Source organism: Chryseobacterium arachidis (assembly GCF_900129245.1).
GTDB lineage: Bacteria > Bacteroidota > Bacteroidia > Flavobacteriales > Weeksellaceae > Chryseobacterium > Chryseobacterium arachidis.
The window spans coordinates 511,295-529,809 of record NZ_FQUT01000002.1 but is presented as its reverse complement, the minus strand read 5'-3'; the positions used below and the strand labels follow the sequence as shown (position 1 = coordinate 529,809).

At 35.4% G+C, this 18,515-nt stretch carries 19 protein-coding genes; 14 read left to right on the top strand and 5 right to left on the bottom strand.

Going from position 1 to position 18,515, the window contains the following annotated elements; genetic code table 11:
• The first annotated feature begins 107 nt into the window (after window positions 1-107).
• The 9 genes from BUA89_RS06155 to BUA89_RS06115 all read left to right on the top strand — a co-directional run bounded on the left by BUA89_RS06155 (window position 108) and on the right by BUA89_RS06115 (window position 6,881).
• Window positions 108-842 (top strand): hypothetical protein, encoded by a 735-nt coding sequence (locus tag BUA89_RS06155; RefSeq protein WP_072954146.1) that lies wholly within the window; start codon window positions 108-110, stop codon window positions 840-842.
• A gap of 31 nt (window positions 843-873) precedes the next feature.
• Window positions 874-1,362, top strand: a complete 489-nt coding sequence (locus BUA89_RS06150; RefSeq protein ID WP_072954143.1) for a hypothetical protein — start codon at window positions 874-876, stop codon at window positions 1,360-1,362.
• 10 nt (window positions 1,363-1,372) lie between these two features.
• Window positions 1,373-2,764, top strand: coding sequence for an RtcB family protein (locus BUA89_RS06145; RefSeq protein WP_072954140.1), 1,392 nt, complete (start codon window positions 1,373-1,375; stop codon window positions 2,762-2,764).
• A gap of 178 nt (window positions 2,765-2,942) precedes the next feature.
• The gene (locus BUA89_RS06140; RefSeq protein WP_072954136.1) at window positions 2,943-3,488 is read left to right on the top strand and encodes a nucleotidyltransferase domain-containing protein; all 546 of its coding nucleotides are present in this window, start codon (window positions 2,943-2,945) and stop codon (window positions 3,486-3,488) included.
• 6 nt (window positions 3,489-3,494) lie between these two features.
• On the top strand, window positions 3,495-4,082 hold the full coding sequence (locus BUA89_RS06135; protein WP_072954131.1) for a primosomal protein N': 588 nt from the start codon (window positions 3,495-3,497) through the stop codon (window positions 4,080-4,082).
• Window positions 4,061-4,732 (top strand): peptide chain release factor H, encoded by a 672-nt coding sequence (gene prfH, locus BUA89_RS06130; RefSeq protein ID WP_072954127.1) that lies wholly within the window; start codon window positions 4,061-4,063, stop codon window positions 4,730-4,732. Before BUA89_RS06135 ends, prfH begins: the two co-directional genes overlap by 22 nt.
• A 12-nt stretch (window positions 4,733-4,744) precedes the next feature.
• Window positions 4,745-5,260, top strand: coding sequence for a tetratricopeptide repeat protein (locus BUA89_RS06125; RefSeq protein ID WP_072954124.1), 516 nt, complete (start codon window positions 4,745-4,747; stop codon window positions 5,258-5,260).
• Window positions 5,261-5,285: 25 nt separating this feature from the next.
• Window positions 5,286-5,885: a hypothetical protein gene (locus tag BUA89_RS06120; protein ID WP_072954120.1), complete on the top strand. Its 600-nt coding sequence runs from the start codon at window positions 5,286-5,288 to the stop codon at window positions 5,883-5,885.
• Between the two features lie 3 nt (window positions 5,886-5,888).
• On the top strand, window positions 5,889-6,881 hold the full coding sequence (locus tag BUA89_RS06115) for an enolase C-terminal domain-like protein (RefSeq protein ID WP_072954116.1): 993 nt from the start codon (window positions 5,889-5,891) through the stop codon (window positions 6,879-6,881).
• A 184-nt stretch (window positions 6,882-7,065) separates the two neighbouring features.
• Here the strand turns inward: BUA89_RS06115 and BUA89_RS06110 are convergent, their stop codons facing one another.
• Together BUA89_RS06110 and BUA89_RS06105 are read right to left on the bottom strand one after the other, a co-directional pair.
• Window positions 7,066-7,356 (bottom strand): cytochrome C, encoded by a 291-nt coding sequence (locus tag BUA89_RS06110; protein ID WP_072954112.1) that lies wholly within the window; start codon window positions 7,354-7,356, stop codon window positions 7,066-7,068.
• A gap of 23 nt (window positions 7,357-7,379) precedes the next feature.
• A complete protein-coding gene (locus BUA89_RS06105; RefSeq protein WP_072954108.1) occupies window positions 7,380-7,670 on the bottom strand; it encodes a c-type cytochrome in 291 nt (96 codons plus the stop codon).
• 388 nt (window positions 7,671-8,058) lie between these two features.
• Here BUA89_RS06105 and meaB point away from each other — a divergent pair, with 388 nt between their 5' ends.
• Window positions 8,059-9,099, top strand: coding sequence for a methylmalonyl Co-A mutase-associated GTPase MeaB (meaB, locus tag BUA89_RS06100; protein ID WP_378127148.1), 1,041 nt, complete (start codon window positions 8,059-8,061; stop codon window positions 9,097-9,099).
• 12 nt (window positions 9,100-9,111) lie between these two features.
• Here the strand turns inward: meaB and BUA89_RS06095 are convergent, their stop codons facing one another.
• From BUA89_RS06095 to BUA89_RS06085, 3 genes are all read right to left on the bottom strand, one after another.
• A complete protein-coding gene (locus tag BUA89_RS06095; protein ID WP_072954308.1) occupies window positions 9,112-9,720 on the bottom strand; it encodes a DUF4126 domain-containing protein in 609 nt (202 codons plus the stop codon).
• Window positions 9,721-9,780: 60 nt separating this feature from the next.
• On the bottom strand, window positions 9,781-10,251 hold the full coding sequence (locus BUA89_RS06090; RefSeq protein ID WP_072954101.1) for a DUF1572 domain-containing protein: 471 nt from the start codon (window positions 10,249-10,251) through the stop codon (window positions 9,781-9,783).
• Between the two features lie 166 nt (window positions 10,252-10,417).
• On the bottom strand, window positions 10,418-12,109 hold the full coding sequence (locus tag BUA89_RS06085) for a DUF6909 family protein (protein ID WP_072954097.1): 1,692 nt from the start codon (window positions 12,107-12,109) through the stop codon (window positions 10,418-10,420).
• Between the two features lie 384 nt (window positions 12,110-12,493).
• Here BUA89_RS06085 and BUA89_RS06080 point away from each other — a divergent pair, with 384 nt between their 5' ends.
• The 4 genes from BUA89_RS06080 (at window position 12,494) to BUA89_RS06065 (ending at window position 18,504) form a co-directional block, all read left to right on the top strand.
• Window positions 12,494-14,689 carry a glutamine synthetase III family protein gene (locus BUA89_RS06080; RefSeq protein ID WP_072954094.1) on the top strand — a complete coding sequence of 732 codons (2,196 nt, stop codon included), beginning with the start codon at window positions 12,494-12,496 and terminating at the stop codon, window positions 14,687-14,689.
• Window positions 14,690-14,993: 304 nt separating this feature from the next.
• Complete coding sequence (locus BUA89_RS06075) at window positions 14,994-15,686, top strand: response regulator transcription factor (protein WP_072954091.1); 693 nt, start codon at window positions 14,994-14,996, stop codon at window positions 15,684-15,686.
• The gene (locus tag BUA89_RS06070) at window positions 15,683-17,032 is read left to right on the top strand and encodes a sensor histidine kinase (protein ID WP_072954088.1); all 1,350 of its coding nucleotides are present in this window, start codon (window positions 15,683-15,685) and stop codon (window positions 17,030-17,032) included. Before BUA89_RS06075 ends, BUA89_RS06070 begins: the two co-directional genes overlap by 4 nt.
• An 80-nt stretch (window positions 17,033-17,112) precedes the next feature.
• Window positions 17,113-18,504, top strand: coding sequence for a TolC family protein (locus BUA89_RS06065; protein WP_072954084.1), 1,392 nt, complete (start codon window positions 17,113-17,115; stop codon window positions 18,502-18,504).
• The last annotated feature ends 11 nt before the right edge of the window (window positions 18,505-18,515 follow it).

Below are 18,515 nucleotides of genomic sequence, written 5' to 3'. Positions count from 1 at the left end.
AAACCTATGAGGTTTGAATAGAATCGACTAAAATATTAGTTGAGTAAGATTTAACGTGATGTATTTAAGTAAATCTTTTAATGCTTCACCTCTAATTTCAAAATTTAATGGAAAAAGATAACCTTATGTTTTTCAGACTGCGGAGTCTGAGAAGCAGAAAAAGAATAATAAGAAAAGATGTAGAAAAGCAGATCAGGAAAAAGTATAAACGGAGTAGAGAACTTTGGAAATTAAGAAGGAATATTCCACTAGTTCCTTTGGAGAAACCTTATCAGAAAGGATTTGTAAGATTTTTTGTTGTAAGAGATGATGTGCAACGCTCAAAAGATGGAAATTTCTTTGAAGAACTTTTAAAGAAAATCAACACAGAAATGTATTCCGAAACCCGAAAATTTTTGAAAAGGAAAAGAAAATCCGGACGAAGAATTTATGTAGAGAAAGAACAAAAAATAGCGAATGTTTATCCGTGGGAATGGAACAATCCAAAGTTCGGACTAACGGAAAGAGAAAGACAGTACTTTATAAAAAAAGAAGATTATTGCCCAATCAGAAAATCAGTCAAAGAATACTACGAATTTATCGAACCCTGGAGATTTGTATTAAGAGTAAAGCCTAATATCATTACACATTACAAGCCTTTAGATTCAGACTTAGAAAGAGAATATAATAGATTGGAATCCTATTTAAATCAAAACAAAGTCACTGGAATTATTTGTAAAAACATATATGGTAAATCCGATAAATGGAGAGATAAATACAAACGTGATCCGCTGAACAGCAGAAAATACTTTCATTACAAAAGGTCTGCAACAGAGATTGCAGAAATGTTAATAGATAAATAACAATTTTCAAATACCAATTAAAAATGTAGAAATGACTTGGAAAGTTGTAGAACGTAAAATAGGAAAGGCAGGAAATATAAAACAGCAGCAGAAACGCCAACAGGAATGGAACCGAAAATATGGTGAAAACTGGCAGATCGGATATTTTATTGATCATGAATTTGTCACACAGGAAGATGCTTTGGAAACGATTTATTATAAAAGTTACGAAGAGCATTTTGCCAATTATCCGAAAGATTTGGAAGAACTCATTCAGACTGCTAAAACGCTGAGAAATCCACATTCGGAAATAACAGGAGGTGCTGATTTACAAGTTCCTGCAATTTATAAATATTTAAAAAATAAAAATCTTGAGTTACAAGGTAATGAGGTAGTAGATATAGGAACTTATGGATCCAGATCTCACAAACTGAGTGTAAGACTTAGTCCTCTTACCATTAAAGTAACCGGAAATCCCAACATGACATTAGAAAAATTCTGGCAGGATAAAAAATGCCTTGTTGTCTGGGAAGATCATTAAAACAAAAACAATGGGAAATTTAAAACTTAAAGGAAAAGATATATTAAAAATAGGCTATCCAAACAATCAGAGTGTCAACATCGCTTTGGAAGTCATGAAAAGAAATTTTGCAACGAAAAATATCCATCATGTGAAATCTCTTTTAAAGGAAATCCTGCAAAATCCGCAACAGTTCGAAAATGATCTAACCTTCGGGCAAATTGCAGAAGCCTTGCTTTCATCCAAGAAAACAGAAAAAAGAATGCTCAACACTAGCCGGGCAACTTTCAATATTTTCGGAAATAATATTTCGGATGAAGCAAAAAACCAACTGTACACGGCTTTGAAATTACCAATTTCAACGCAAGGTGCTTTAATGCCCGATGCACACAGCGGTTACGGACTTCCAATCGGTGGTGTTCTTGCTGTAGAAAACGCTGTGATTCCTTTTGGAGTCGGCATGGATATCGGTTGCAGAATGTCGCTCAGTATTTTAGATACGCCAATTTCATATCTTGACGGAGCGAGAGATAAATATGAAAAAGCTCTTGCTGAACATACAAAATTCGGAATGTACGAAACGCATAAATCTCACGTCGATCATGAAATTTTCGATAGAGATACGTTTGATTTAATTCCGATTTTGAGAAGATTGAAAGGAAAAGCCATCAAGCAAATGGGAAGTTCCGGTGGCGGAAATCACTTTGTGGAATTCGGAGAAGTGGAAATCACGGAAGAAGACGAGCAAATCGGACTTCCAAAAGGAAAATATCTCGGAATTCTTTCGCATAGCGGTTCAAGAGGATTGGGTGCGGAAATCGCTCAGTATTATTCGAGAGTGGCGACAGAGCAATGTCCGTTGCCAAAAGAAGCTCAACAATTTGCCTGGCTGGATTTGAGTACGCATCTAGGTCTAGAATATTGGACGGCCATGAATTTGGCAGGAGATTACGCTTCAGCTTGCCACGATGATATTCACAGAAGATTGGTGAAAGCGATCGGAGGAAGAGTAAAAGCCAGAATCGAAAATCACCACAATTTCGCATGGAAGGAAATTCACAACGGAAAAGAAGTGATTGTTCACAGAAAAGGGGCAACTCCCGCGAATGAAAATGAATTGGGAATGATTCCCGGCTCGATGACGGCAAAAGGTTTCATCGTTCGCGGAAAAGGAAATCCGGATTCTTTGAATTCAGCTTCTCACGGAGCGGGAAGAGCGCATTCAAGAGGAGAATGCAGAAGTTTGTTCACTCAAAATGACATTAAAAAAGAATTAAAACTCAAAAATGTCACGTTGATAGGCGGAAATACCGAAGAAGCACCAATGGCATACAAAGACATCAACGATGTGATGAACGCTCAAAGTGAATTGGTGGATATTCTGGGAACTTTTCAACCGAGAATTGTGAGAATGGATAGATAAATGGTTGATGGGTTGTGGTTGTTAGTTGATAGATTTCAACTGGCTTCAAACCTAACAGGTTTTTAAAACCTGTTAGGTTTAATAAAAACAGTCATTTTGAAACAGGAAAGCGAAAAGTGAAGAATAAGGAAAGAAATTTTTCCTCCGTTAGAATGACAAAAAAATTAAAAATCAAAAAATGGGAGCACCACATAATACAAAAAGATACGGTGAAGTCTGGCCGGAATTTAGAATTAAAAGCGGACTGGAAATTTTAGAAAAATTAAAAGATAAAGTTATTATTTCAGGAGGTTGGGCGTGGCATTTTATGTCTGAAATCGGTCATACGGAATACAAACACGCTCATGATCATAAGGATATTGATGTTTTCGTAAAGAAAGAAAATGTTGCTGAGGTTGTTATAATTCTTCAGCAGGAGGGTTTTCAGAAAGTCTGGACGAGATACGATCGTCTTCCGAGTGAAGAAAATTTCCGCAGATATGAGAAGACAATTGAAATGGAAAACGGAAAGTTTCACAGGATTACCATTGATTTCTTTGAAAGAAATGATTTGAAAACTGTTGAAGCAAACGGATTTACGGTTGTTAAACCAGATGTTTTACTTTCATTTTACAGAAACATTCATTCCAGCGATAAATGTTGGGCAGTGATGGCTGCAAAAGATTTATTGGAGAAAGGAATAAATCCTGTTGGTCATTCTAAATTAAGCGAAATGCCAAAATAATTTGAAATGAAAAAAAAATATAAACAAGAATATTTCGGTTATCATGAAAGCATTCTCGTAGTCTGTCCGGATTGCGGAGAAGATGCAGTCGTGAAAAACGAACACAGTTATAAAACGGTAACATTGGAATGTAATCATTGTAATTTGAAAAAGAAAGGATTGGATTTGGTGGTTTATAAAGCATTTGTGAAACTCAATTGTCCGATTTGTGGGCATTCAATTCGCTATGAGCAAGGCAATTTGAAAGAGAAACCTAAGAATGTTGCCGTAAAATGTGATGAATGTGACTCTTCTTTTCAGATTCAACCCAAATCAGAGAAATATCTCAACAGCTCAATAAAGGAAGAAGGTTTGATTCACGACCCGGTTTTTGGCTGTCCATATTATTTTCAGACAGATTTTAAAGGAAAGTTATTCTGGGCAAAAAATCGGGAACATCTTTTAGAAATGGAAAACTATGTTTCATCAGATTTAAGAACAAGACTGCCTTACCGAATGCGGATGGTAGAAAGATTACCAACATTTATTAAAGAAGCCAAAAATAGAGAGGCAATCTTAAAAATTTTACAAAAATGGAAAAACTCATACAAATAACCTCGGGAAGAGGACCTTTGGAATGTCAGTGGGTAGTTGCAAAAGTACTGAAGGTCTTTCTTGAGGAAGCAAAAAATAATAAAATAGACTACGAAATTATCCACCGTGAAAACGGCGATGAAAACCTGACATTGAAATCCGTAACCCTTCTTTTAAAATCAAAAAATGTAAATGAATTTTTAAAAAATTGGTTAGGAAGCATTTGTTGGATAGGAAGGAGTACGTTCCGGAAACTGCATAAAAGAAGCAATTGGTTTATCGGAATTTTCGAACTGGAAGGTTTGGAGAAAATCAATTTTAATGAAAAAGATATTCAGTTTCAAACGACGAGAAGTCAGGGAAGTGGCGGACAAAATGTGAATAAAGTGAACACTGCGGTTCGTGCAACGCACGTTCCGACGGGGCAAAGTGTTTTCGTACAGGATTCTCGTTCGCAATTGGAGAATAAAAAACTGTCGATTACAAGATTGAAAGAAAAAGTCTTGGAACAGAATATTATTCAGCTTCAAAAAAGAATGCAGGAAACGTGGAACAATCATCTGAATGTTCAGCGCGGAAGCCCGATCCGTACTTTTTCGGGAACAGATTTTAAAAAGAATTATCAGGAAAAATCTTTCAAAAACAGAGAAATCAACTCAAAAACGAATTAAAAAACTACAAAAATGACCTTAACTAAAAATAAATATTACTTCGAAGCTTTGGATAACTATCCATACAGTCTTCCGGAATGTCTGGAGGCATTGAATTATGCGCTGTCGTACGATCCGGAAGATGCAGACAGTCTATGTTTGATGGGAAGAATTTATAGCGAAATGCTTTCTGATTACGAAAAAGCCAAACTGTATTTTGAAGAAGCAATGTTGTGTGATGTGAATAATGTCAATACACCACAATATTACATCAAATGTCTTTTGGATAATGAAGATTATCAGGAAGCCGAAAAATTGATCGAATATTCATTGAAAATCAAAGGGATAGATAAATCAAATTTATGGTTTTACAGATCTTTACTTTCTGAAAAGAGAGGAAGTTTTAATAATGCTTTGAAATTTTTGGATGAAGCTGCAAAGTATTGTTTTAATGAACATAGTTTGAATGTGGTAAAGGATCGTAAGAAATTTATCAAATCAAAAATGCCGAAGAAAAATAAAATAAAAAAGAAGAGGGAGACGGAATAAGTCTCCTTTTTTGTAAATTTAATTTATGAGAAACTATTTATTCGTAATTCTATTGCTATTGATTTGCTGTAAAACGAGTGAAGAGCAAAAAGAAATTATTCCAAAAGATGAAACTTTAGATTTGAAATATGAGGTCTTAAATCAATTGATTAAAAATGATAGTATGACTGCTGATGCCAACCGGTTTATTTACACTACCAAATTATTTCCTGCTAGAATTAATAAAGATATTAATGAACCCAAACCTTTAGGTGTTGACTTACAATATGACTCTATCTTTTTAGAGAATGATTCTGCTTATTACAAAAATCAGGAGAAAATAGATTTGAGTTTTAGACTTAATAAAAGTAAAATAAGAAGTAAGTCAAAATGTATAGAAGGTCAGGAACTCCAAAAAATGCATGAAAATAAAATCAGTGATTTTTGGACTGAATTTTATAAAAAATATGAAAATAAGTGTATAAAATCATATTCTGTTCCATTTTTTAATAAAGATAAAACAATGTGCGTTGTTCAAAATTCTACGTCTTGTGGAATTTTAGATGCAGCCGGATATACAGCTCTTTATAAAAAAATCAATGGGGAGTGGAAGGAAATAAAGTCATTTGATCATTGGGTAAGTTAAGATATGAAGATAAATTTCACAACAAAACAACTATGCTTAAAAGAAACATTTTCAATTGCTTACGGGAATTACGATAAAAGAGAAGCATTACTTATAGAATTATCTCATCAAAACTGTAAAGGTTATGGAGAATGTGTGGTGATCGATTATTATCAAATTAATCTTCAAAGTTTTGTCTTAAAATTAAAAGAAATTCAAACCCAGATTGAAGCTCAGAAAATCAATCATCCAAAAGATTTTTTTAAATTTTTATTGAATTTAGATCTTCATCCATTCTTGCTTTCTGCATTGGATTGTGCGTATTGGGATCTTTTCGGAAAGTTAGAAAATAAAAGTTTTATTGAATTAAATAATATTCCCACAGATCATTTAGTGGAAAGCTCCATCACCATTTCTGTCGGAGAAATCGATCATCAAATCGAAAAAATCAACAAAAGCGATTGGAATAAATTCAAGGTAAAGTGCAAAGGTTTAAATAAATTTGATGTTGAGAAACTTTTACAATTAAACAAAAATATTGCATTAGATTCCAACGCAAGTTTCACTGACGAAGATTGTATTTGGCTTCAAAATAATGTTGAGGTTCAAAAATTTTCCTATCTCGAACAACCGAGACCAATTGACAACTATAAAATTCTTAAAAAAGAAAGTTTTGCCAATTGGATGGCAGACGAAGATTGTCAGAATATTGATTCTTTGGAAGAATTAATTCCTTATTACAAAAGCATCAATATCAAATTAATGAAATGTGGCGGATTAACGCCTGCCTTAGAAATGATCAAAAAAGCTCGTGAATTAAACTACAAAATCATGATCGGCTGCATGACAGAATCCACCGTCGGAATTTCGGCTGGTTGTGTCTTAACGGGTCTCGTTGATTATGTAGATTTAGACGGAGCTAATTTAATTTCAAATGATTATGCATCAGGAAATTTTGTGGAAAACGGAAAAATAATTTTATCCCCAAAACCAGGTCTGGGAATTGAAATGAAGTAATTTACAGTGAATTGTGAATGGTCAATTCGTTTCACTTGTCAATTTTTTCTCTTGGTACTTTCATTTTCTGAATGAAATGCTCTTGCGAACGAAAAATAAACAGATTAAAAATCAAAAAACTTCGCGTTTTTTGTGTTAAAAATATAAAAGAAGAATCAAAACAAAAATAGACTTCAAAAGAAGCCTATTTTTTATTTACAGATATCAGATAATCATAAACCATTTGGTGCTGGTCGTCGCTCAACTTGGCTTTTGGAGCCATTCTGCTAAGAGTATTGATCCATCCTTGGTCGTCGTGTTTTGCAGGATCGGGTAGTTTGTGACACTTGTTGCACGAGTTTTCGAAGATAGTTTTTCCCTGAGCCAATTGTTCAGATGAGGTGTATTTCGGTCCGGTTACGGCTACACTTTTCGGTCCGCACGCTACTACCATCGCTGCAGCACCCAGAATCATACTCAAAATCAGTTTTTTCATAATAATATCTTGTTTAAAGTGAATTATTTCTTCACAGAAACGATATAATCGTAAACCCACTGATGTTGTTCATCCGTAAGTCTCGCTTTAGGAGCCATCGAATTCATGATTCCTACCCATTGTACAGAATTGTGAGATGTTGGATCCGGTAATTTGTGACATCTTCCGCATGAGTTTTCGAAGATGGTTTTTCCTTGAGCGATCTGTTCTGCTGTAGATTTAGAAACTACCGGAGTAGCTGCCGTTGTTGCTTTTGGTGTACAAGATGCCAACAAAATAGCAGTGAATGATGCTACAGCGATTACTTTTTTCATGTTTTAACTATTTGATTAAAACAAATGTAGGAAATTCCCTTTCTCGTCGTTAAAATGGGAGATAATTTAGAAGAGATACAAATAAATAGTAGTGTGAATCGTGAAATCCGTTTCACTTGTAAATTGTGAATTTTTAAAATGAGTGAAAATTCCCACTCCATTTGAATGGTGATTAAAACAATTTTATCATTACAGTTTTTAGAAGCTTAATCCCGCTTTCTGCTATATCTTTTTTTGCCATTACTCTTTCCCCTACAAAAAAAGGATGTCGCGTCAATCGGGGCTAAGGTTTCCAGTCATCACTTCATAGAATTTTCCTTTAAATTCCAACGGCAAGTTTTGTAAGAAAAAAGTCAATTTTCAGCATTAAAAAAAATTGACAAATGAAATGAATTCACTATTGACCATTCACTCTTTAATCCTTATTTTTGAATCAATGAAATTTTCTACAGAAGAGCTAATAGAAGGAATACGATCAGGAAACAAGCGCCTGATCGCAAAAGCCATTACATTAGTCGAAAGTAAAAAAGCCGAACACAGACTTCAAGCCGAGGAATTATTAAAAAAAATCATGCCTTTCACGGGAAATTCAATCCGAGTGGGCGTGACGGGAGTTCCGGGTGCAGGAAAATCAACTTTTATAGAAAATTTCGGAAGATTGGCTATTGCGAATGATAAAAAAGTCGCTGTTTTGGCGATCGATCCGAGTTCGGCAATCAACAAAGGAAGCATTTTGGGTGACAAAACCCGAATGGAAGAACTGGCGAAAGAAGAAAATGCTTTCATTCGTCCTTCTCCAAGCTCCGGATTTTTGGGTGGTGTTGCCAACACAACTTTTGAAACCATGTTGATCTGTGAAGCAGCAGGTTATGATTATATTTTAATTGAAACGGTTGGAGTGGGACAGTCGGAAGTTTTGGTGGCAGATATTACCGACGTGTTTTTATTTTTAAAAATAATTGGCGGTGGCGACGAGCTTCAGGGGATCAAACGTGGGATTATGGAAATGGTAGATGTAATTTTTATTAATAAGGTAGATAAAGAAAATCTTCAGAAAGCAAAAAATACCAGATTGGAATTAAAAAGAGCCTTAGATTTTATTCCGCCGAAAGAAAAAGACTGGAAAATTCCTGTTTTGCTGGGTTCGGCTTTAGATAATGAAGGGTTAACTGATGTTTTTGATAAAATAAATGATTTTATCAGCCTTAAAAAGAAAACCACCCGATTTGAGGAAGTAAGAACCCAGCAAAGTGAAAAACGCTTTGAATATTGGGTTCAGGAATATATTTTGTCTTTAATGAAGAAAAGCAATACCGTTGAAGAAGCATATCTTCAGCACAAAAAAAATGCTTCGACTATGGTTTCCAATCCGAGTACTGAAGCAAAATTATTTGTTGAAAAGTTTTTATCTCAGGATCTGTCGCAGTAATGGTTCTGAATATTAAACGTCACTGACTTTATTTCCCCTACTTTTAAATTTCCGCCATATTTTTCGCCCAAAAAATATCACAAATATTACGATACCGATAGCGAAAATTGCGGCTATTACAGGGGCAGCCATTGCCAGAAATGCCATTAATCCAGCACCTGCTGTTTCGGTGGTTCCAACTACAGAATTTCCCAATCCGCCTGTAGTTGCTGTGGATGCTGCCCGAATCCCTGCAAATCCGGAGCTTATTGTAGCTGCTGTCCCCCCGCCGGCAATCAAAGCGAGTGCCCATTGGGGAAATGTTCCCAAATCTGCAAACTGACTGGCAAATAATACGGAACCAGCCACTGTTGCCAAGGGAACCGAAATGGTGTCTAATAAATGATCTACAAAAGGAATATAATACGCCAAAATCTCAACAATGGTCGCAATTCCGGTAGTAATTAATGTGGGAAGTCCGGCCAGCCATTCGAAGTTTTCGCTCATAGGAATCCAATTGAAGTAGGACGCTAAGCTTACAGCGAACATCGGAAGGAAAACTCTGAAGCCTGTTGCTGCCGCCAAGCCGATTCCTATAAAGGCACTCAATAGTAAAGGTAAAAAAGGAACATTTTCTAACATATTCATTTTCAGATTTGTGTTATAAAATTACAAAATCTATACTTTCATCTATTAAAATATTTAATAACCCGATAAAAGTTTTTTAATCAAAGTAATTTGCCCCAAATGATAATACGCATGCTCAATCATTCCATCAATATTTCTGAGATAAGTTCCGTATTTTTCATCAAAGAAAACTTCATTCATCTTAGAAGCGGGCATTTGTTCTAATAGATTGGCAAACTTTTCGGCATCCTCCCACAGCTTATGTAAAAGTCCTTCCCATTGTTCCTGAGATTCAATCGGGGGAAAATCGAAACTATATTGATCTCTTATTTCCAGATCACCACCTTCAAAGACATTTATTAATCCTGCGATATAATAATCAATATGAAAAGTAAGCATGGCAATTGTATTTAAAGAACCTATTTTAGCCGTTGCCTGCTCCCAGTTTACCTCTTTTAACTGATCTTTAAAATTGGTATTCGCAATCCATAAACCATCCAGTATAACTTCCCGAAATCTTTTGGCTAATTGTGATGTTGAGCTCATTGTTTTTAATTTTTCTAAAGATAATTATTTTTTATTCTTGAATTTTTGCAACAGACTCTATCAAACCTTGACAAGGCTGTTTAGTACAAAGAAAATTAGTATGACAAAAAAATCCTTCAAAGTTTCAAGACCTTGAAGGATTAAATTATTATTTAAAATAATCAGATTATTTTTTCGCAGAAACTTCTTTTTTTCCGCTCTGTAAGATCTTTTCCAGGATTCTTAAAGTGATGAGGTATGTCGGTTTTACTCCCGTTAATCCCAAACCTCCCGAAGAAAGTGTACTTCCCGTTTCCAAAGGATTATCCGAAGCATAATATGCATACATTACAAACAGATCCGGAGTAATATGATGTCTGATTTTCGACGCCACCTGAATTGCTTTCTGATAATGTGCTCCTTCCATTTCAAGACCGATGGCTTTCCAGGAAGTGTTCATAAAATAAGAAAGAATGTCTCTGTTCTGAAGTGATGTTCCCAAAACCGTAATCATCGGACCTTCAAATGCTTTCAGCTCATCATCATGGAAATCTTCCAGCTTTAAGGCGTTTTCAAAGGGATAATTATCGGCTGTTCCTTCAAAAATATGCGATGTCGGAATCATGATATCTCCTTTTCCGCCGGCAAGAATTCCCGCTTTACCCATAATGGAAACAGATTTTACCTTCATCATGTATACCTCACCTTTATGCTCGTAAGGTCTTAACAATTCATCCATTATTTCATACGCCTGTTCTCCGAATGCATAATCGAAAACCATAATCACATCGTCCCCTCCAAACTTAATATCGTGGAATGGCGTGTTTTTAAGGTTGGTTTTGCTTAAATCAATGATCTGAACATCGATATTACTTCCGCTTTTATCATTAATATAGATCATTCCTTCGTCCAGTGCGTATTTTGATACCTTGTCACGAAGCTCTTTTTTATCGGAAATTTCCCCGTACAATTTGTAATCTACCTCTTTATGATCTTTTTTCTTTAAGGCATCATTCGCGTAAAGCATGTTTTTTACCGAATGCATATTGGCGGAAATGATGTGAAGCGGTCTCATGTGAAGATTATTTTCAAATAAAACTTCCTTCACTTTATTAGCCCATTTTTCTCCAAAATAGTGATGTCCCACTCTTTCTTTTAAAATAGCGCTGAAATGAATTTCTCTTTCTCTTGTCTGTTTTGCATCTTCCAGGCTCACTTTTGCAAGATTGTAGATGATTTTAAACAAACGGTCAGGATTTTCATCATCACCAAAAGTATTGTATGCCTTTAGAGTTTCATCAAAAGTTCTTCCTATTAAAGAAGACAAGTGAATCAGGGCAACTTCTTTTTCTCTTCTGCTGAATTTTTTCTCACCCTTCACCACCTCTTCAATGATCTTGAAAGCTCTTGTTGGCTTCCAGTTTTCATCCTGAATAAAAGCAAGATCACGAACTTTATCTGCTTCAATAAATAAAAAGGTAAGGTGGGTAAGAATATCGTAAATTTCCGAACGACCCAAAAGAACCTCAATATTCATCTGGTGTTCGTCTATTCTGTAACAGTTTCTTCTTCTTTTTTTAGGAACGATCGGCTCAAAACTTCCCTTATCAAAACCTTCATCTGAAGTCAAATGAATGAAAGCACATTCTTCAATACCTTCTGGAAGTCTGTCTAAAACATACATCAAACCATCGAGTTCCACTTTGCTCGGAATACTCATGGTGCCGTAAATTTCGGGATTGATCGTCTTCAACAAACTTCTAATGCTTTCTCCCGAAACTCCGCCCGGTTTGAAAAAACCTCTATAAAACAAATGTCTCATAGATATATATAGTCTTTCAATAGCCTCGGTGGTTTCTCTTGCTCTAGAATTTGTCATATATTAAAATATTTATAAAAAGTCTGCTAAGTTACGGAAAATATTTTTAACATATTTATCAATATGGAAATCAACACTTTAAAAATATTTATTTAATTTCGTTACTATTTCTGATCTTAAAATTAAGATTTTGAATAATGCATTGAAATACTTTTCAGAATAAGTTTTGTTAATATTAAATTTTAATTATTCTAATATACCTTAATATATATACAATATCCTTCCTAAAGATTTAGCCTTTCTAAATAACATCAACCCCTGGCAAAAAATTAATTAATTATTTAATTTATATTAAAAAAAACTACAACACCCCTTAAATTTTAAGGGTAAAAATATTTTCAATTCATTTTTTTTGTAAATTTGCACCGTAAAATTAAACCTAATATGTCAACTTTAAGATTCAAAGCGTTAGAAACTTTACCATTCAAGGACTTTAGAAAAGATAACTCTGTTGAAGTTCCTGTAAAATTGTCAGAATTATTCTGTCAGAATGTTTTCTCAGAAGAAACAATGAGAGAATATTTAACGAAAGAAGCATTCCAATCAATCATGGATGCTGTGAAAAAAGGAAGTAAAATCCAAAGACACATCGCAGACCAGGTTGCGGTAGCCATGAAAGACTGGGCAATGAGCAAAGGAGTTACTCACTACACACACTGGTTTCAGCCATTAACAGGATCTACTGCAGAAAAGCACGATTCTTTCTTCACTCCAATTGAGGGTGGTAGAGCTATCGAAAGATTCAGCGGAAACTTATTGATTCAGCAGGAGCCGGATGCATCTTCTTTCCCGAATGGTGGTATCAGAAACACTTTCGAAGCGAGAGGTTATACAGCTTGGGATCCTACATCTCCGGCATTTATTATGGGAACTACATTATGTATTCCTTCAATTTTTATCTCTTATACCGGAGAAACTTTAGATTATAAAGCCCCTCTTTTAAGAGCATTGAACGCGGTAGACGAAGCTGCAACCAACGTAATGCAGTATTTCGACAAAAACGTAACAAAAGTAACTCCTACTTTAGGTTGGGAGCAGGAATATTTTTTAGTTGATTCAGCATTGTATCAATCTCGTCCGGATTTAGTTTTAACAGGGAAAACTTTGCTAGGACACTCTCCGGCGAAAGGACAACAATTGGATGACCACTATTTCGGTTCAATTCCTACAAGAGTAATGAATTTCATGAAAGAATTGGAAGTTGAATGTATGAAATTGGGTATTCCTGTAACAACAAGACACAACGAGGTAGCTCCAAACCAATTCGAGCTGGCTCCTATGTTTGAAGAAGTGAACGTTGCTGTTGACCACAACTCTTTATTGATGGACGTAATGGCAAGAATCGCTCACAGACACCATTTCCACATTTTATTCCACGAAAAACCATTCGCAGGAGTAAACGGAAGCGGAAAGCACAACAACTGGTCTTTAGCAACGGATACAGGTGAAAACCTTTTAAGCCCGGGAAAAAATCCTAAGAAAAACTTACAGTTCTTAACGTTCTTCGTTAATACAATTAAAGCGGTTCACGAATACGCTGACCTTTTAAGAGCAAGCATCGCATCTGCAAGCAACGACCACAGATTAGGCGCAAACGAAGCTCCGCCGGCAATTATTTCCGTATTCATCGGAAGCCAGTTGTTCAGAGTTTTGGAAGAGCTTGAAAAAGTAACGGAAGGGAAACTTTCACCGGACGAAAAAACAGATTTAAAATTAAATGTAGTTGGCAAAATTCCTGAAATTTTGTTGGACAACACCGACAGAAACAGAACTTCTCCATTTGCATTTACAGGAAATAAATTCGAGATCAGAGCAGTAGGTTCTTCTGCAAACTGTGCAGAATCGATGACAGTAATGAACACGATTGCAGCAAAACAATTGGCTGATTTCAAAAAAGAAGTTGATGCTTTAATTGAAACAGGTCTTAAGAAAGACGAAGCGATCTTCAACGTATTGAGAGAATACATCAAGCAGTGTAAAAATATCATGTTTGAAGGAGACGGATACTCTGAAGACTGGGCTTTGGAAGCCGAAAAAAGAGGATTAAATAACCTGAAAACCACTCCTGAAGCTTTGAAGCAGGAAATGGATGAAAAATTCTTAGCTCTTTACGAAGAAATGGGAATTTTCACACACAGAGAAGTTGAGGCAAGAAACGAGATCAAATTAGAAAAATATTCTACGGTAATCGATATTGAAGCAAGAGTTTTAAGTGATATCGCAAGAAACCACATCATTCCTTCCGCTTTAAATTATCAAAACAGATTGATCGAGAACGTAAAAGGTCTTAAAGATATTTTCGGAGAAAAAGAATTCAAGTCTCTAGCAAAAGAACAGATGAGTTTAATTACGAGCATTTCTGAAAATGTATCTAAAATTAAACTAGGCGTTGAAGATTTGATCAAAGCCAGAGAAGCAGCAAAAGCAACATCAGAAAGCCAATTACAGGCAGAAGAATATTGCAACAAGGTAAAACCTCTATTCGACGTCATCAGAGAAGCTTCTGACGACCTGGAAATGATGGTGGATGATGAACTTTGGCCAATGACGAAATACAGAGAAATGTTATTTACAAAATAGCATTTTGTAAAGTTCCATATTAGTGAAACTCCTCGATTGATCGGGGAGTTTTTGTTTTGTTTAATATGATTTTTTGATGTTCAAACCTTCCTTCAGTTCGAGTGTTTTTCGTAATGAAATGAAGAAAAATGTATCGAGAACCTTTGGTTAACCAATCACTTCTCGATACAATTTTTTTCAAAAATTTACTCGAAGTGGCGTTGGATCTTTTAACTAAATTAAAATTTAATTTAAAACATTAATAGACAAAGACTTCCACAACTTCAAAATTCATACAAAATTTAATTTTAATTTTGCTTCAATTATGAAAATCCTGATCATCGAAGACAATAAAGAACTCGCTAAAAGCATGGAGTTTTACCTCGAAGGCGAGAACTATATCTGCGAATGCGCTTACAGTTACAACGAAGCTTTAGAACGCCTTACCTTTAATTCGTATGACTGTATTTTATTGGATATTATGTTGCCCGACGGAAACGGATTGAATATTTTAAATTACATCAAAACTGAAAAGATCAACAGCGGAATTCTCATTATTTCCGCTAAAAATGCTTTAGATGACAAAATAAACGGATTGGAAAAAGGCGCCGACGATTATATCACAAAACCTTTTCACTTACCGGAATTACACGCCAGATTAAGAGCCGTTTACCGAAGAAATAAAATGGACGGCTATAATGAAGTAAGATTTAATGAAATCATTTTAAATACAGACACTTACGAAGTTTCGATCAACGAAACAAGGCTGGAAGTCACTCAAAAAGAATTTGAATTGCTATTGTATTTTCTCGTGAATAAAAACCGCGTTTTATCGAAACAATCTATCGCCAATCATCTTTGGGGGGATTATACGGATAATTTGGCTAATTTTGACTTTGTTTATCAGCACGTTAAAAATCTCAGAAAAAAAATCGCTTCCGCAAACGGAAACGATTACATCGAAACGATTTACGGTTTGGGCTACAAGTTTAATGCTTTAAAATATAATGGTTCATGAATTTAGTTAACAAAATATCGGTCTGGTTTATCGCCATTATTTTACTGGTCACTCCTGTGAGCATGTATATTTCCTACACAAGCATCAAAAAAAGACTGGATAATGTTGAGATTGAAAGGCTCAAAACCGTCAATAATTATGTAATTAATCAGATAAAAAAAGGAGAAACCCCGGCGAATTCAACTCAAGGACTTCCTATTTCCATTAATGTCTTAAACGGCAAAAATCTTCCTGCGGAACCGGAAATTATTCACACCTGCCTTGAAGACAATGGCGTTTCTAAGAATGAATGTAAAATCCAGATCAATTCTTTTGCAAACATTGATAACAAGATTTACAAAATCTCTTCATATACCTACATTACCGCTACCAAAGAGATTATGGGCGGAATGCTGATCGCCCTTTTCTGGAAATTATTATTAATTACAGCCATCGTTTTTATCACCGCAAGGATTTTATCTAAATTCATATTAAAACCTTTCCACCACGCGATCGACGGACTTCAAAAATTTAGTATCCAGAAAAAGGAAAGGCTGGAACTTTTACCGACAAGCACGAAAGAGTTTAAAAAATTAAACGAATTCCTGAAAACCATGACCGATAAAGCCTTGGAAGAATATGCTTCCGTTAAGGAATTTTCGGAAAATGCTTCCCATGAAGTTCAGACTCCTTTAGCCATTATTCAAAGTAAGATTGAATTATTAGCGGAAACGGAAATTAATGAAAATCAAGCGATTTTATTAACAGACATTCAGAATTCCATTGATAAATTAAGCAGAATCAACCGATCATTAATTCTTTTAACAAAATTAAACAACAACGAGTTTTTAACAAATAAAGAATTGAAATTCTGCACCGTTGAAAAAGAAGCGCTGTGTGCTTATCACGATCATTTGGCTTTGAAAAATATTACGTTAAACAGAAATAGCGAAAAGAATGTTTATGTTAAAATTCACCCGACTTTAGCAGAAATTTTATTGAGCAACCTTCTTTCCAACGCAATCCGACACAATCTGGAAGGTGGTAAAATTGAAATAAATCTTACCAAAAGTTACTTTCAGATCAGCAATACCGGACTTCCACCCGATGTTCCCACAAATGAATTATTTAAAAGATTTAAAAAAAGTAACCAGTCCCAAGAAAGCATCGGCTTAGGATTGTCTATCGTAAAACAAATCTGCGAAGTGAATAATTTTCTCGTTCAATATGATTTTGCCGACGGATGGCATTCAATTACCGTTTATTTCGACCATAAAGAAATTAATAAACCTTACATTTTACATAAATCCGAAGAAAACAACCTTGAATTTGAAAGCGTAGAGCAAATAGTAAACTTTGCTGAATAAAAGCGGTTTGTATTATTTTTTTCAACTTCAAATTTGCTTCAAAATGTATTTTTTACTTTGAAAAAAGAAAAATACGTTAGATGCTTTCAAGAATTTTTATTCTCGCCTTATCATCCGTTTTTTTTGTCAACACAGCAAAAGCGCAGGAAGTTCTCACGCTGCAGTCTGCACTGGAAACCGCTGTTCAAAATTACGGAACCATTAAAGCCAAAGAATCTTACCGATTGTCTTCAAAGGAATCGATAGAACTGGCAAAACGGCAATATTTGCCCAACCTCAACATCAGTCTACAACAGGATTTCGGAACAGTAAACGGACAAAACGGTCCTTTGTACGGATTCGGCGGTTACGGGGTTGCCTCTTCAGGGCTTCCACTGCCTGAACAAAACTGGAATGCAGCATTTGGAGCGCTGTACTTGGCCAATGTCAACTGGGAATTTTTCTCTTTCGGAAAAGCCAAGCAAAGGGTAAAGGTTGCAGAATCCAAAAATCTTAGAGATACCAAAGATTTGTCTGATGAGATTTTCCAGCACAAAGTAAAAGTGGCAGCAGCTTATTTAAACGTTTTAGCGGCTAAAAAATTAAAGCTTTCTTATGCACGAAATCTCGGAAGAACCGACACAATCAGAAGAATTGTTGAGGTAAAAGAAAGAAACGGAATCGTTCCAGGAGTAGATTTATCTCTTGCAAAAGCCGATTATGCCAATGCAATGATCACCTATACCAAAGCGAAAGACAAAGAACAGGAACAGGAAAACAAATTAGCTCAATTGTTGGGAATTCCGACTCAGGAATTTGTGCTGGACAGTACTTTATTAAGAAGAATTCCGACTGATTTTCCGATTGAAACTAATTCTTCTTTGGAAAGTCATCCGTTGTTGGCTTTATACAAAAGCCGAATCAATGTAAGCGAACAGGAAAAACAATTCCTGAAAACGCAATATTATCCGTCATTTTCAATGGTTGGAATATTCCAGACAAGGGGTTCAGGATTTGGAAACGGTTATGCTCAGAATCAGAATGATTATTCCACATCTTACTGGGACGGAATTCATCCGACGAGAAGCAATTATTTACTTGGACTCGGCGTTTCGTGGAATTTCACTCGAACCTATCGACTATCAAAAGAAATCAGCGCGCAGGATTATGTAAGCCAAGGTTTAAAACATGAATATGATTTGGCTGAACAACAATTAAAAGCCCAATTGGATTTATCTGAAAACAAATGGAAAAATGCCATCACGGTGTACGACCAGGTTCCTGTTCAGTTAAAATCTGCCAATGACGCTTACATCCAAAGATCGGTTTTATACAAAAATGGTCTGACGGATCTTGTCGATTTATCACAAGCCATTTACGCATTGGTAAGAGCCGAAACCGACAGAGATATCGCCATTAGCAACGTCTGGAATGCTTTATTATTAAAAGCAGCCGCGCTGGGTGACTTCACTGTTTTTGAAAACGAATTGTAAGATTAATATCA

Bases quoted from the DNA above. Each gene is read 5' to 3' on its own strand.
- BUA89_RS06155 (WP_072954146.1), top strand. From the start codon at position 108: ATGGAAAAAGATAACCTTATGTTTTTCAGACTGCGGAGTCTGAGAAGC.
- BUA89_RS06150 (WP_072954143.1), top strand. From the start codon at position 874: ATGACTTGGAAAGTTGTAGAACGTAAAATAGGAAAGGCAGGAAATATA.
- BUA89_RS06145 (WP_072954140.1), top strand. From the start codon at position 1,373: ATGGGAAATTTAAAACTTAAAGGAAAAGATATATTAAAAATAGGCTAT.
- BUA89_RS06140 (WP_072954136.1), top strand. From the start codon at position 2,943: ATGGGAGCACCACATAATACAAAAAGATACGGTGAAGTCTGGCCGGAA.
- BUA89_RS06135 (WP_072954131.1), top strand. From the start codon at position 3,495: ATGAAAAAAAAATATAAACAAGAATATTTCGGTTATCATGAAAGCATT.
- prfH (WP_072954127.1), top strand. From the start codon at position 4,061: ATGGAAAAACTCATACAAATAACCTCGGGAAGAGGACCTTTGGAATGT.
- BUA89_RS06125 (WP_072954124.1), top strand. From the start codon at position 4,745: ATGACCTTAACTAAAAATAAATATTACTTCGAAGCTTTGGATAACTAT.
- BUA89_RS06120 (WP_072954120.1), top strand. From the start codon at position 5,286: ATGAGAAACTATTTATTCGTAATTCTATTGCTATTGATTTGCTGTAAA.
- BUA89_RS06115 (WP_072954116.1), top strand. From the start codon at position 5,889: ATGAAGATAAATTTCACAACAAAACAACTATGCTTAAAAGAAACATTT.
- BUA89_RS06110 (WP_072954112.1), bottom strand. From the start codon at position 7,356: ATGAAAAAACTGATTTTGAGTATGATTCTGGGTGCTGCAGCGATGGTA.
- BUA89_RS06105 (WP_072954108.1), bottom strand. From the start codon at position 7,670: ATGAAAAAAGTAATCGCTGTAGCATCATTCACTGCTATTTTGTTGGCA.
- meaB (WP_378127148.1), top strand. From the start codon at position 8,059: ATGAATTCACTATTGACCATTCACTCTTTAATCCTTATTTTTGAATCA.
- BUA89_RS06095 (WP_072954308.1), bottom strand. From the start codon at position 9,720: ATGTTAGAAAATGTTCCTTTTTTACCTTTACTATTGAGTGCCTTTATA.
- BUA89_RS06090 (WP_072954101.1), bottom strand. From the start codon at position 10,251: ATGAGCTCAACATCACAATTAGCCAAAAGATTTCGGGAAGTTATACTG.
- BUA89_RS06085 (WP_072954097.1), bottom strand. From the start codon at position 12,109: ATGACAAATTCTAGAGCAAGAGAAACCACCGAGGCTATTGAAAGACTA.
- BUA89_RS06080 (WP_072954094.1), top strand. From the start codon at position 12,494: ATGTCAACTTTAAGATTCAAAGCGTTAGAAACTTTACCATTCAAGGAC.
- BUA89_RS06075 (WP_072954091.1), top strand. From the start codon at position 14,994: ATGAAAATCCTGATCATCGAAGACAATAAAGAACTCGCTAAAAGCATG.
- BUA89_RS06070 (WP_072954088.1), top strand. From the start codon at position 15,683: ATGAATTTAGTTAACAAAATATCGGTCTGGTTTATCGCCATTATTTTA.
- BUA89_RS06065 (WP_072954084.1), top strand. From the start codon at position 17,113: ATGCTTTCAAGAATTTTTATTCTCGCCTTATCATCCGTTTTTTTTGTC.